The organism is Lachnoanaerobaculum saburreum DSM 3986 (genome assembly GCF_000185385.1).
Lineage (GTDB): Bacteria > Bacillota > Clostridia > Lachnospirales > Lachnospiraceae > Lachnoanaerobaculum > Lachnoanaerobaculum saburreum.
The window spans coordinates 1,509,298-1,523,639 of sequence record NZ_GL622296.1; the positions used below are offsets into that span (position 1 = coordinate 1,509,298).

At 38.4% G+C, this 14,342-nt stretch carries 11 protein-coding genes; all 11 read left to right on the forward strand.

What is annotated here, in order from left to right:
- Window positions 1–33: 33 nt before the first annotated feature.
- The 11 genes from HMPREF0381_RS15375 (at window position 34) to HMPREF0381_RS07075 (ending at window position 14,340) form a co-directional block, all read left to right on the forward strand.
- Window positions 34–378 carry a hypothetical protein gene (locus HMPREF0381_RS15375; RefSeq protein WP_008751242.1) on the forward strand — a complete coding sequence of 115 codons (345 nt, stop codon included), beginning with the start codon at window positions 34–36 and terminating at the stop codon, window positions 376–378.
- A 311-nt stretch (window positions 379–689) separates the two neighbouring features.
- Window positions 690–1,742 (forward strand): anaerobic sulfite reductase subunit AsrA, encoded by a 1,053-nt coding sequence (asrA, locus tag HMPREF0381_RS07030; RefSeq protein ID WP_040461260.1) that lies wholly within the window; start codon window positions 690–692, stop codon window positions 1,740–1,742.
- Window positions 1,732–2,523, forward strand: coding sequence for an anaerobic sulfite reductase subunit AsrB (gene asrB / locus HMPREF0381_RS07035; RefSeq protein WP_008751244.1), 792 nt, complete (start codon window positions 1,732–1,734; stop codon window positions 2,521–2,523). The genes asrA and asrB overlap by 11 nt, the downstream gene beginning before the upstream one ends.
- Window positions 2,524–2,534: 11 nt before the next feature.
- Entirely contained in the window at window positions 2,535–3,506 is a 972-nt protein-coding gene (asrC, locus tag HMPREF0381_RS07040; protein WP_008751245.1) for a sulfite reductase subunit C, read from the forward strand.
- Window positions 3,507–3,661: 155 nt separating this feature from the next.
- Window positions 3,662–7,189, forward strand: a complete 3,528-nt coding sequence (gene nifJ, locus HMPREF0381_RS07045) for a pyruvate:ferredoxin (flavodoxin) oxidoreductase (protein WP_008751246.1) — start codon at window positions 3,662–3,664, stop codon at window positions 7,187–7,189.
- 123 nt (window positions 7,190–7,312) lie between these two features.
- Window positions 7,313–8,935: a helicase HerA-like domain-containing protein gene (locus tag HMPREF0381_RS07050; RefSeq protein WP_008751247.1), complete on the forward strand. Its 1,623-nt coding sequence runs from the start codon at window positions 7,313–7,315 to the stop codon at window positions 8,933–8,935.
- 2 nt (window positions 8,936–8,937) lie between these two features.
- The gene (locus tag HMPREF0381_RS07055) at window positions 8,938–9,948 is read left to right on the forward strand and encodes a deoxyguanosinetriphosphate triphosphohydrolase (RefSeq protein WP_008751248.1); all 1,011 of its coding nucleotides are present in this window, start codon (window positions 8,938–8,940) and stop codon (window positions 9,946–9,948) included.
- An 11-nt stretch (window positions 9,949–9,959) separates the two neighbouring features.
- Complete coding sequence (gene dnaG, locus HMPREF0381_RS07060; RefSeq protein WP_040461262.1) at window positions 9,960–11,699, forward strand: DNA primase; 1,740 nt, start codon at window positions 9,960–9,962, stop codon at window positions 11,697–11,699.
- 10 nt (window positions 11,700–11,709) lie between these two features.
- Window positions 11,710–12,879: an RNA polymerase sigma factor RpoD gene (gene rpoD / locus HMPREF0381_RS07065; protein ID WP_008751250.1), complete on the forward strand. Its 1,170-nt coding sequence runs from the start codon at window positions 11,710–11,712 to the stop codon at window positions 12,877–12,879.
- 8 nt (window positions 12,880–12,887) lie between these two features.
- A complete protein-coding gene (locus HMPREF0381_RS07070; protein ID WP_008751251.1) occupies window positions 12,888–13,565 on the forward strand; it encodes a tRNA (adenine(22)-N(1))-methyltransferase in 678 nt (225 codons plus the stop codon).
- The gene (locus HMPREF0381_RS07075; protein WP_008751252.1) at window positions 13,552–14,340 is read left to right on the forward strand and encodes a Nif3-like dinuclear metal center hexameric protein; all 789 of its coding nucleotides are present in this window, start codon (window positions 13,552–13,554) and stop codon (window positions 14,338–14,340) included. The genes HMPREF0381_RS07070 and HMPREF0381_RS07075 overlap by 14 nt, the downstream gene beginning before the upstream one ends.
- The last annotated feature ends 2 nt before the right edge of the window (window positions 14,341–14,342 follow it).

Sequence of the window (14,342 nt, forward strand, 5' to 3'; positions counted from 1 at the left end):
AATAATATGTTAATTTAAGAAAGGATCAATCATATGAAAGAAAGTATAGTAAAGGCGGTAAAGGAAATGATAGAGGCACCAAGCTGCTGTCCTGAACTGGAAACAGCAGGTGAGGTTTGGCTTGAATCACTTGGTACAGATGCTGAAATTTCCGCTACAAAGGCATTGATAGCAGAGGCAAAGGCTGATATATGCACTATTGATAATGTGTATGAGCTGTTTGTATCTGATGAAGGCAAGAAGATGTTTGGTGAGGATAAGGCAAGGGAGCTTGCAGAGCATGCCAAAGAAGTAAAGGCGGCGGGAAAAGAGTACTGTGACTGTGGTGCCTGTACCGGTGCAAAGTTTGTGATAGATCATGAGAGTGAGATGTTATAATTAATTTAAAAAGTGAAAAAAGCCGCTAAAATTGATGAAAATATTGATTTTAGCGGCGTATAAAAATGGACTTACCATCCTGTATAAATTTTTATTACATGGTGTTAAGTCTTTTTTGTATTTAAAAATATGCAATAAATATAGTAGTTTGAGGCCATCTTAGATTTGATATTTAAAAAAAAACATGATATAATTTCTTTGTATACAGTGATAATAATTTATCAATGTTAATATTGATGTTTGTTATTACAATTCTTTACTAAAATAGGAAAGAATTGTAATACAAGTTGGCTCAGAATGAAGGAGAAAGTATGGGGAAAAGGGGTTTTATATTTTCACCCGGTGGATTCAATAGTGTAATTAAAGAGTTATCAAAGAAATACCTTATATACGCACCTGTGCTCAAGGTGGGTGAAGGCAGGTTTACAGATACTGATGTTGTCAGATACGATTTCGTAAATGAAGTTGCAGATATTGAACTTGAGAAGAAGTCTGATTATTCATTTAAGGAGATTCTAACTCCACTTTCACAGACATTATTTTTCTTTACGGAAAATGATGTGAAGGAAGCAAATATAGATGAGAGAGAGACCTTAGTATTCTTAAGAAGCTGTGACCTTAATGCGCTAAAAAGACTTGATCAGATTTATCTTAAAAACGGCAGAGAAGAAGACTATTTCTATGCCCGTATCAGAGATAAAGTAAAGTTTGTTCTTATGGGATGTGAGCATTCATATGAGGATTGTTTTTGCGTAGATATGGGTACTAATAGAGCAGATGACCTTGATTTCAGTTTTTCGGTTGACTACATTGATAATAAGTTCAAATGTCGACTTAAGGATGAGAATCTTAGTTTGGTATTTGCAAATAATGCTCTAAAAGAAGAGGAGGTTATTCCGGGATTTGTAACTGAGAATGATACGAAAGTGAAGTTACCGAAAGATGTACCGCTTTCAATATTTACATCCGATATGTGGGATGAATATACTGCAAGATGTATAGGATGCGGAAGATGTAATTATGTCTGTCCTACCTGTACCTGCTATACAATGCAGGATGTATATTATACAGACAACGGTAAGGTGGGTGAGAGAAGAAGAGTCAATGCTTCATGTATGGTAGACGGCTATACAAATGTAGCAGGCGGCGGAGAATACAGAAAGAAACATGGAGATCGTATGAGATTTAAGACTATGCACAAGATCTATGACTTTAGAAAGCGATTCGGCTACAATATGTGTGTAGGTTGCGGCAGATGCGATACCGTATGTCCGGAGTATATTTCATTCTCAAATATTATTAATAAAGTAACGGCAGAGATAGCTAAGACAGATGAATTAAAAGAGGTGCAAAGTGAGAACTAATCCTTATATTCCGTTTCCATCAAAGATTTTAGATGTTATTAAGCATACAAAAAAAGAATATACCTTCAAAATGGAGTTTTATGGCGATGTAAAGCCGGGACAGTTCTTTGAGGTGTCAATCCCAAAGTTCGGTGAGGCTCCTATATCTGTAAGCGGTATTACAGATAACAGTGTAGATTTGACTATCCGTAAAGTGGGTAGGGTTACAGATGAGGTATTTGAAAATTATATAGGAGATACTTTATTTCTTCGCGGACCTTACGGTAACGGCTTTGATATAGGCAAGTATACATACGGTGAGTGTGTGGTGGTAGCCGGAGGCACAGGTGTTTCTCCTGTTCGCGGTGTTATCAATGCACTTGCTGCAAGTGCCGATTCTAAAGATAAACATGTAATACTTGGATTTAGAAGTCCTTCAGATATGCTCTTTAGAGATGATATTGCTGATTGGGAAAATAATATTGATCTTATTTTGACAATGGATAAAGAAGCCGAGGGATATACAGGAAATGTAGGTCTTGTAACCAAGTTTATTCCGGAACTTAAGCTGAAAGATATTGAATCTGCACAGGCTGTAGTGGTCGGACCGCCTCCAATGATGAAGTTTTCCGTAATAGAGCTTTTAAAGCTTGGATTTAAAGAGGAGAACATCTGGGTTTCTTATGAAAGAAAGATGTGTTGCGGTATCGGAAAATGTGGACATTGTAAGGTAAATGACACTTACATCTGTTTAGACGGTCCTGTATTTAACTATGTGGACAGTAAGACTTTGATTGATTAGAGAGGTGAATAATGGATATAAATGTAAAAAAACTGAAGAAAAACGCCTTTCGTGTATCCAAAGTGCGTGGTGAGACGGCATCAAGAATAAGAATGCCCGGTGGGTATATAGATGCTGAAAGTATGAAAAGAATATCTGAAATTGCAGATAAATACGGCAATGGAAGTATCTTTATCACAAACCGACAGGGTGTGGAGATTCCGGGTATTAAGATTACAGATATGGATGCTGTAAATAAGGAAATTCAGCTTATCATTGATCATGAGAGTACAAATCAGGAAAGGAGAGACACAGGTTATGCCGCTTCAGGAACCAGAAATGTGGTAGCCTGTCCGGGAAAGAGACTTTGTCCTTACGGTAACTATGACACTACCGAATTTGCAAGGAAGATGGAAAAGCAAATTTTCCCAAACAATCTGCACTTTAAGGTGGCTTTTACAGGTTGCTCAAATGACTGTGCAAAAGTTCGTATGAATGACTTCGGAATAATGGGAATGACAATGCCGCAGTATAATCCTGACAGATGTGTAACTTGTGAGGCCTGTGTGAAAGGTTGTAAGCAAAAGAGTGTTGAAGCTCTTAGAGTGGTAAACGGCAAGATTGAAAGAAATACTGAAAAATGTATCGGTTGCGGTGTATGTATCACCGTCTGCCCTACCAGAGCATGGACCAGAAGTAAGGAGAAATATTTTCGTCTTGTATTACTTGGAAGAACAGGAAAAAAGAACCCAAGGCTTGCAGAGGACTTTATTAAATGGGTGGATGAGGACAGTATTCTAAAAATTGTAAAGAATGCCTATGCCTATGTTGAGAGATATATTGATACAAATGCACCTGACGGAAAAGAACATGTTGGCTACATAGTAGATAGGACCGGTTTTGAAGAGTTTTATAAATGGATTATGGAAGGTGTGATTTTAGGACCTGATGCGGAAGTTGCAAAAACTATGTATTGGGGCGGAAAACATTACGACCATGAATAGGCTTTTTGTTTAAAAACAAAAACAAGGCTTATTGTATGAAGAATAGTACACAAAATACAATGTTTATCATTTGCATTTATTTTTTAAATTGGTATAATGATGAATGAAAAATAATGATAAATTATTATAAATAATTACTTAGTAGGAGGAATAAAATGGCTAAGAGACAAATGAAAACCATGGATGGTAATCAGGCAGCCGCTCATGCATCATATGCTTATACTGATGTTGCTGCAATTTACCCAATAACACCATCATCTGTCATGGCAGAGCACACCGATGAGTGGGCAACAGATGGTAGAAAGAATATTTTCGGCCAAACTGTTCAGGTAACAGAAATGCAATCAGAGGCAGGTGCTGCGGGTGCAGTTCATGGTTCTCTTTCAGCCGGAGCTTTAACAACAACTTATACAGCTTCACAGGGCCTTCTTCTTATGATCCCTAATATCTATAAGATGGCAGGAGAGCAGCTTCCGGGAGTTATCAATGTTTCCGCTCGTGCTATTGCAACACATGCGCTCAGCATCTTTGGAGATCATTCAGATGTTTACGCTTGTCGTCAGACAGGTGCTGCGATGCTTTGCTCATCATCGGTTCAGGAGGTTATGGACTTAACACCTGTTGCTCACCTTGCGGCATTAAAAGGAAAAGTTCCGTTTATCAACTTCTTTGACGGTTTCAGAACATCACATGAAATTCAGAAAATTGAAACTTGGGATTATGCAGATCTTAAGGATATGGCCGATATGGATGCAATCAATGCTTTCAGAAAGCATGCACTTAATCCGAATCGTCCTGTAGAGAGAGGTTCGGCACAGAACCCTGACATCTTCTTCCAGGTAAGAGAAGCCAGCAATCCTTACTATGATGCATTGCCTGCAATTGTTCAGGAGTATATGGACAAGGTTAATGCTAAGATCGGTACAGATTATAAACTGTTTAACTACTATGGTGATCCTAATGCTGAGGTAATCATTATCGCTATGGGTTCGGTTAATGATACAATAGAAGAGACAATTGACTATCTTGAAAAGAAAGGTGAGAAAGTCGGAGTTGTCAAGGTAAGACTTTACAGACCGTTCAGTGCAGAGGCACTTGTAAATGCTATACCTGACAGTGTTAAGAGAATTGAAGTACTTGACAGAACAAAGGAGCCGGGATCACTTGGCGAGCCGCTTTGGCTTGATGTTGTTGCAGCACTTAAGGGAACTAAATTTGATGCCGTTCCTGTATTCAGCGGCAGATACGGCCTTGGTTCAAAGGATACAACACCTGCACAGATCGTTGCAACATTCCATAATACAGAGAAGAAGAGATTTACTATCGGTATAAATGATGATGTTACACATCTTTCACTTGAACAGGGTCCTGCCATTGTTACTACGCCTGAGGGAACTACAAACTGTAAGTTCTGGGGTCTTGGTGCAGACGGTACGGTAGGTGCCAACAAGAATTCTATCAAGATTATAGGTGATAATACAGATATGTATGCACAGGCATACTTTGACTATGATTCAAAGAAGTCGGGCGGTATTACAATGAGCCACCTGCGTTTCGGTAAGAAGCCGATTAAATCAACATATCTTATTCATAAGGCAAACTTTGTAGCTTGTCATAATCCTGCATATATAAGAAAGTACAATATGGTACAGGAGCTTGTTGACGGAGGTACATTCTTACTTAACTGTGCATGGAGTGATGCCGAGCTTGAAGAGCATATCCCGGGACAGGTTAAGAAGTATATCCATGATCACAAGATTAACTTCTATACAATTGACGGTGTAAAGATCGGTATTGCTACAGGTATGGGACCTACAAGAATTAATACAATTCTTCAGTCGGCATTCTTTAAGCTTTCAGCAATCATTCCTGAGGAGCAGGCAATTGACCTTATGAAGAAGGCTGCCGAGAAGACCTACGGAAGAAAAGGTGAGGATGTAGTTAAGAAGAACTGGGCAGCTATAGAAGAAGGTGCCAAGAACGTTCATAAGGTGGAGGTTCCTGCAAGCTGGGCTGATGCAAAGGATGAAGGACTTGACTATAAGGTGCATACAGAGGGTAGAGAGGATGCAATTAAGTTTGCCAACACAATTCAAACAGCTGTAAGCGCACAAGAGGGTAACAATCTTCCGGTATCTGCATTTACTGATTATGTTGACGGCACAACACCGTCAGGAACATCCGCATATGAGAAACGTGGTATTGCCGTAAATATGCCTATCTGGAACAGTGAAAACTGTATTCAATGTGGATTCTGTTCATATGTATGTCCACATGCCGTTATCAGAACAATTGCTCTTACAGAGGATGAGGCTGATAATGCACCTGAGGGTATGAGTGTACTTCCTATGACAGGAATGCCGAACTACAAGTTTACAGTAGCCGTATCTGCACTTGACTGTACAGGTTGCGGTTCTTGTGCTAATGTATGTCCGGGTAAGAAGGGAAATAAGGCTCTTACAATGCAGAGTATGCCTGAGAATGTTCACAGACAGGAATGGTTTGATTATGCAAATGCAACACCTGAAAAGCCTGAAGTTATTGCCAAGTTTAAAGAAACAACAGTTAAGGGTTCACAGTACAAGAAGCCTTTACTTGAGTTCTCGGGAGCTTGTGCAGGTTGTGGTGAGACACCTTATGCCAGACTTATTACACAGTTATTCGGTGACAGAATGTATATTGCAAATGCTACAGGATGTACATCAATTTGGGGTAACTCTTCACCTTCAACACCTTATACAGTAAACGCCAAGGGACATGGTCCTGTTTGGTCAAACTCATTATTTGAGGACAATGCAGAGTTCGGTTACGGTATGTTCCTTGCAAATGAGGCGATCAGAAAGGGTCTTAAAGAAAAGGTGGAGGCTGTTGCCGATAACGGATCAGATGAGCTTAAGGCGGCAGCTAAAGACTATCTTGACACCTTTACAGTCGGTGCTCTCAATGGAAGTGCAACAGACAGACTTGTAGCTGAACTTGAGAAGCTTGATACACCTGAGGCTAAGGAGATACTTGACAACAAGGAGTTCTTATCAAAGAAGAGCCAGTGGATATTCGGTGGTGACGGTTGGGCTTACGATATCGGTTTCGGCGGTCTTGACCATGTAATCGCAAGCGGTAAGGATGTAAACATCATGGTATTTGATACAGAGGTTTACTCAAATACAGGCGGACAGAGCTCAAAGTCAACAAAGACAGGTGCTGTAGCACAGTTTGCCGCCGGCGGTAAGGATACAAAGAAGAAGGATCTTGCAAGTATTGCAATGAGCTACGGATATGTATATGTGGCACAGATAGCTATGGGTGCCGATTACAATCAGACTGTTAAGGCACTTGCCGAGGCTGAAGCTTATCCGGGTCCGTCACTTATTATCGCATATTCTCCATGTATCAACCATGGTATCAAGAAGGGTATGAGCAAGGCTATGACTGAGGAGAAACTTGCAGTTGAGGCAGGTTACTGGAACAACTTCAGATTCAATCCTGCCGCAGAGAACAAGTTTACTTTGGACTCTAAGGCACCTACAGGTGACTACCAAGAGTTCCTTAAGGGTGAGGTTCGTTATGCATCTCTTGCACTTAAGGATCCTGAGAGAGCAACTAAACTCTTTGAAAAGAATGAGGAAGATGCTAAGGAAAGATTTACATACTTAGAGAAGCTTGTAACTCTTTATTCAAAATAATATAAATTAAAAATTAAGCCGGCATTAAGGTGCCGGCTCTTTTTGTGTTAAAATTTTTTATTTACTTGTTATAATTGTGAACTTGGGATAGAATAGAAGTATAAAGTTAGGCTAGGAGACGGTATGTATAAAGATAATGAAATATGGGTGGCAAGCGACAAAGAGATAAAGCTATGTATAAAAACAAATTTTGCAAATAGACATGGTCTTATAGCAGGCGCAACCGGAACAGGTAAGACTGTGACTCTAAAGGTGATGGCGGAGTCATTTTCCGATGCGGGAGTACCGGTATTTTTCTCTGATATTAAGGGAGATTTGTCAGGTATGTGTAAGCCGGGTGAAGATAAAGAGAGTATTACAAAGAGAGTATCCGAGCTTGGACTCGGTTCCGAATTTTCTTTCAAAGCATACCCTACCTGTTTTTGGGATATTTTCGGTAAGAGAGGGCTTCCTCTCAGGACAACTATATCTGAGTTTGGTCCCATGCTTTTATCAAAGTTACTTGAACTCAACCAAATACAGAGTGATATTTTGAATATAGTATTTAAGATTGCAGATGATGAAGGACTTTTACTGTTGGATCTTAAGGATCTTAAGAGTATGTTGAACTATGTCAGTGAGAATGCGGCAAGCTATAAAGCGGACTATGGCAATATGGCACCTCAAAGTGTCAATGCGATTATGAGGGGGCTTGTATCACTTGGCGATAAAGGAGGAGATATATTCTTCGGTGAGCCTGCCGTAGATATAAGAGACTGGTTTGTAAATAAAGACGGTAGGGGTATGATAAATATTTTGGATGCTTCAACTATTATTAATGATCCGAGCATATATGCCACATTTATGCTTTGGATGCTTGCGGAGCTTTTTGAGATAATGCCTGAGGTGGGAGATCTTGATAAGCCGAAGATGGTATTTTTCTTTGATGAGGCGCATCTTTTGTTTAAGGATATGCCCAAAGCCCTGCTTCAAAAGATAGAACAGGTAGTAAAACTTATCAGATCAAAAGGTATCGGGGTGTATTTTATTACACAGAGTCCAAGTGATATACCAAATGAAGTGCTTTCACAGCTTGGAAATAAAGTTCAGCATGCACTTAGAGCATATACACCGGCAGATCAAAAGGCTATTAAGGCGGCGGCACAATCCTACAGGGCAAATCCTGATTTTGATACGGAAGAGGCTATTACAAATCTGGGTATAGGAGAGGCGGTAGTGTCATTTATCGGTGATGACGGTGCGCCTACTGTGGTCAGAAAAGCAAAAGTACTCCCGCCGCAGTCATATCTTGGTGCAATTGACGATATGCTTAGAGCTACAGTGATTTCCATGTCCGATCTTGCAAACAAATATAGAGATATGATTGACAGGGACTCCGCATATGAGTTTTTACAAAGATTGCAAATAGAAAATACCAAAAAATTGGAGGAAGAACAAAGGGCAAAGGAAGAACAAAAAGAAGCACAGAGGCAGGAAAAACAGGCGGAAAAACAAGCGGAAAGAGAGGCGAAATCAGCTGAGAAAGAAGCACAGAGGCAGGCAAAGGAAGCCCAAAAAGATGCCAAGAAGAAAAAAGATGCTATAAAAAAAGGAGTGGCAAGTGTAGCAGGAGCTGCCGCAGGCACTATCGGAAGACAATTAGGTAAAACAATTGGAAAATCAGGTGGAAAGTTCGGACAAAGCCTTGGCGGAAATCTTGGGGCAAGTCTTGGAAGAGGCATTCTTTCAACACTGTTTAAATTATAAATATGAATATACGAGAAGATGTGGAACTTAGAGAGGAGTTGACTCTAAGTAAGTATGCCGCTTTCAGTAAAAATTCTTTGGGAAGAGACAGGTATGAGGAGGCCTGTGATATAAGGACAGTATATCAAAGGGATAGAGACAGGATACTTCATTCAAAAGCTTTTAGAAGACTTAAACATAAGACACAGGTATTTTTAGCTCCTGAGGGAGATCACTATCGTACCAGACTTACACATACACTTGAAGTGGCACAGATTGCAAGAACTATAGCAAAGTCACTTAGACTGAATGAAGATTTGACAGAAGCCATTGCATTGGGACATGATCTTGGGCATACACCTTTTGGACACTCGGGAGAGGATGTATTAAATGAAGTCTGTTCTTATGGTTTTGCACACTATGAACAGAGTGTAAGAATAGTTGAATTTTTAGAAAAATACGGGATGGGACTCAATCTCACAAAAGAGGTAAGAGACGGTATATTAAATCACAGAACCTGTGGAAATCCGTCCACACTTGAGGGTCATGTAGTCAGGTTGTCTGATAAAATAGCCTATATAAATCATGATATAGACGACTCCATCAGAGCGAAGATATTGGAAGAAAGTGATATACCAAGTGAATACAGTGATGTACTCGGTCACTCCGTAAGAGAGCGACTGAACAATCTGATACATGGAGTTATAGAAGAAAGTATTGATAAACCGAAAATCTCCATGAATAAAGAAAAGTACAGGGCGATGATGGGGCTTAGAACATGGCTTTTTAAAAAGGTATATCATAATGAGGTGCCGAAGTCACAGGAAGGCAAGGCAAAGGCTATGATAAAGTCACTTTTTGACTACTATATGATTCATAGTGACAAGCTACCGGATGAGTATATATATTTTATAAAAGAACTGGGTCAAGATAGGGAACTGGTAGTATGTGATTATATCGCCGGTATGACCGACTTGTATGCAATAGAAAAGTTTAAAGATCTGTTTGTTCCAAAGTCTTGGGATGTGTATTAGGGAGGCGAGGCTTGTATTATTCAAATGATATAATAGATGAGGTCAGGTCTGCAAATGATATAGTGGATGTGATTTCAAGTTATGTGAAAATACAAAAAAAGGGTGCAAATTATATAGGGCTTTGCCCGTTTCATTCAGAAAAGTCTCCTTCATTTTCAGTATCGCCGAGTAAGCAGCTTTTTCATTGTTTTGGCTGTGGTGTAGGAGGAGATGTGATAACATTTATAAGACAGTATGAAAATTATTCATTTAGTGAGGCACTGAATCTGCTTGCCAAAAGAGTGAATATTGAATTGCCGCAACAAAGTGACAGTGATAAAATACAAAATGATGAAAAAATGATCATACTTGAGATAAATAAGACGGCAGCGAAGTATTTCTATGAGACACTTTTTTCAGAAGGCGGCAGTAAAGGGCTTGAATATTTTAAAGCCAGAGGGCTTGATGCAAGAGATATTACACATTTCGGACTTGGTTTTTCAAAAAAAACACCGAATGATTTGTATCAATATTTAAAAGGTATGGGCTATGATGATAATATACTTAAAAAAAGCGGTCTTATAAATATTGATGAAAGAGGTGCAAGAGACAGATTTTGGAATAGAGTAATGTTTCCTATAATAGACGCCAATTCAAGAGTGATAGGCTTTGGAGGCAGAGTAATCGGAGACGGATTGCCGAAGTATGTCAATTCACCTGAAACAATTGCATTTGATAAAAGCAGAAACCTCTATGGACTAAACTTTGCTAAAAGGACAAAAAGAGACTTTTTTTTACTTTGTGAGGGATATATGGATGTAATTGCACTTCATAAAGGCGGATTTGAAAACTCCGTTGCAAGTCTTGGAACTGCGCTGACAGCATTTCATGCAAAACTTTTATCAAGGTATACCAAGAAGGTAGTACTTACATATGATTCGGACGGGGCGGGAATAAATGCAGCGATAAGAGCAATTCCGCTTTTGAAAGAAGAAAATATAAATGTTAAAGTACTGTCAATGGCTCCATACAAGGATCCTGATGAGTTCATCAAAAATCTTGGCAGTGAGGAATTTCAAAAAAGAATTGACACTGCCGATAACGCCTTTCTTTGGGAAGTGGAAATAATAAAAAAAGGCTACAATCTGAATGAACCTGATGAGAGAACAAACTTTTATAGAGAAGTCTCAAGGATGTTAAGTACATTCAGTGAGAAACTTGAAAGAGAAAATTATACTCATGCAGTAGCAAACAGGCTGATGATTGACTATAAATCACTTTTTGATATGGTAAATTCCTATGGATTTGCTTCAAATACATTAAAAAAAGAAGAACAAAAAGAGAAGAAGAAATTAGATGACGGATATACAAAGGCACAGGGGCTGCTGCTTACATGGATAGTTGAAGAGGTGGAACTTTTTGACAAGATAAGTAAATATATTTCACCGGTTCATTTTAGTGATGGATTTTACAGGAATGTGGCAACAAGGATATTTGAAAAGATAAAACTGGGGGATTTTAAATTTTCAAATATCTGTGATGACTATAAAGAAGATATAGAAAAGCAGAAATTGCTTTCAAAAATACTTAATACCGACTTAGGGACTAACCTCAGTGATGATGATAAGAAAAAGGCAATCACTGAAAGTATACTCAAAATCAGACAGGCAAGCTTAGACGAGGAAAGTAAGAATGCAAAGGGGATTGAAGAATTTCAAAAAATCATTGAAGAACAGTCGATTTTGCGAAAACTTCGTGTTGATTTAAGTTAGTGGAGGAAGTATGAGGGGGAAGAATATAAAAAATGAGTTTGAAAAAATATTTAAAAAAGATATTGATGGAAAACTTACTGCTTTAAAGATTAAAAAAATCTTCTCTGAAAATGATATACCGAAAGAGTATCTTTCGGAGTTTATAGATTTCCTTGAAAAGAGGGATATTATAGTGGAAGAAGAGGATGATAATGAACCGCAGGATTTTGATTCCGGTTCAGATCCGGAAGAATATATCCTTTTAAAAGATGCTGAATTTGATGATGAGTTCAATGAAGATGATATAAAGGATTTAAAAGATATAAACCTGAATATTTTAGAGGATCTGGATGATTATATTGCAATTGAAGATTCGATTAAGATGTACCTGAAAGAAATAGGTAAGATACCGCTTCTAAGTGTGGATGAGGAGATGAATCTGGCAAAAAAAATATGTGATCCTGATGAGGCGGTCAGAAAAGAAGCAAGAAAGCAGATGGCCGAGTCCAACCTTAGACTTGTAGTAAGTATTGCAAAGAGATATATGGGACGAGGAATGCAATTTTTAGACCTTATACAGGAGGGGAATTTAGGATTACTTCGTGCTGTTGAAAAGTTTGACTATCAAAAAGGCTTTAAGTTTTCTACATATGCCACATGGTGGATAAGGCAGGCAATAACCAGATCTATTGCAGATCAGGCAAGAACTATAAGAATTCCGGTACATATGGTAGAAACTATCAACAGGTTGATAAAGATACAAAGAAAGCTTGTACAGGAGTTTGGAAGAGAGCCAAGGCCTGACGAGGTTGCAAAGGTTATGGGTATTCCTGTATCTAAGGTAAGAGAAATAATGAGCTTTGCACTTGAGCCTGTATCTATGGAAACCCCAATAGGAGATGAAGATGATTCACACCTGGGAGATTTTTTACAGGATTCCAATGCTAAGATTCCTGTAAATTTTGCAATGGATGTGCTTTTACATGACCAGTTGATGGAGGTTATAAAGTCACTGACTGAAAGAGAACAAAAGGTAATATTGCTTCGCTTCGGATTAGAGGACGGTAAGCCGAGAACTTTGGAAGAGGTAGGAAAGGTCTTCGGTATCACAAGAGAGAGAATCAGACAGATAGAGGCCAAATCACTCAGAAAGCTTCGCAATCCGTCAAAAGTAAGGAGATTAAAGGATTTTTTGGAATAGAGGATAAAATGAGGTTATCAAAGAGATTGCAAACTATTGCGGATTTTGTAAAAAAAGGTGCAGTAGTGGCAGATATAGGTACCGACCATGCACATATACCTATTTATCTTATAAAAAATAATATAATATCTAAAGCTTATGCCTGTGATATAAATATAGGACCGTTGGAAAAAGCCGGAGAAAATATAAAGTACTTCGGAGTACAAAATATTGAACTCAGGCTTTCAAACGGTCTTGAAAAGCTTAAAACAGATGAGGCGGATACTGTCATTATAGCCGGTATGGGCGGAGAACTTATAATAAATATTTTAGAAAAGGACAGAAGGTTTTTTGATACTGAAATACGGTTTATATTATCTCCGCATACTAAGATAGATGAGGTCAGAAGGTATCTCTTTGAAAACGGATTCAAAATCATAAAAGAAGATATGTGTATTGACGAAGGTAAGTTCTATACTGTGATGGAAGCAAAATATATTGGTGAGCCTGTTTCCTATACAGAAAAGGAATTATTGTTCGGCAAGTATCTGATTGATAATAAAAATCCTATACTCTATAAATATCTTGAAAAAGAAAAGAAAAAATATACAGATATCATTGCAAATGAGCGATTGAACGGTATAAGAAGAAATGAGCTGAAACAAAGGCTGGATATAATTGAGGAGACTATAAATGAAATGCAGTGAGATTTTAAAATATTTAACAGAGCTGTATCCTTTAGAACTTGCTATGGACTGGGATAATTCAGGATTTTTAATCGGAAGAAAAGAAAAGGAAGTAAAAAATGTTCTGGTAGTACTTGATATCACAAATGATGTACTTGACTATGCAAAAGCAAACGGCATTGATTTGATTGTATCACACCACCCAATCATCTTCTCTGCCGTAAAGAAGGTTACAGATGAAACACTTCTTGGAAACTATATTTTAAAGATATTAAGGAATGATACTTCTGTTATTGCAATGCATACAAACTTTGATATTGCAGGTGGAGGAATGGCTGATATTTGCAGTGAAAGACTGGGGCTAAGCAATACTTCCGTGCTTGAAATAACAAATGAAATTGAGGAAGAAAAACTTGGTATAGGTAAGATAGGTGACTTGGAAAGAGAAGTTTCATTGGATGAACTGATTGAACTGGTAAAGAGTAAGTTCGGTCTGAAAAAGTTGGCGGTATTTGGCAGGACAAATGTACCATCTAAGATAAAAAGAGTTGCAATAAGCCCGGGTTCAGGTAAGGGAATGTATAAATATGCACTTAAAAGAGCGGATGTTCTTATCACAGGAGATATCACACATCATGACGGACTTGATGCCGTAAATGACGGAATCTGTGTCATAGATGCTACACATTACGGACTTGAGCATCTGTTTATAGATAAGATAAAATCGGATTTGGACAAATGTGAGAGTATAAAGGTCTTTGAATTCAAAAATACAAATCCTGTGGAGATAATTTAGAG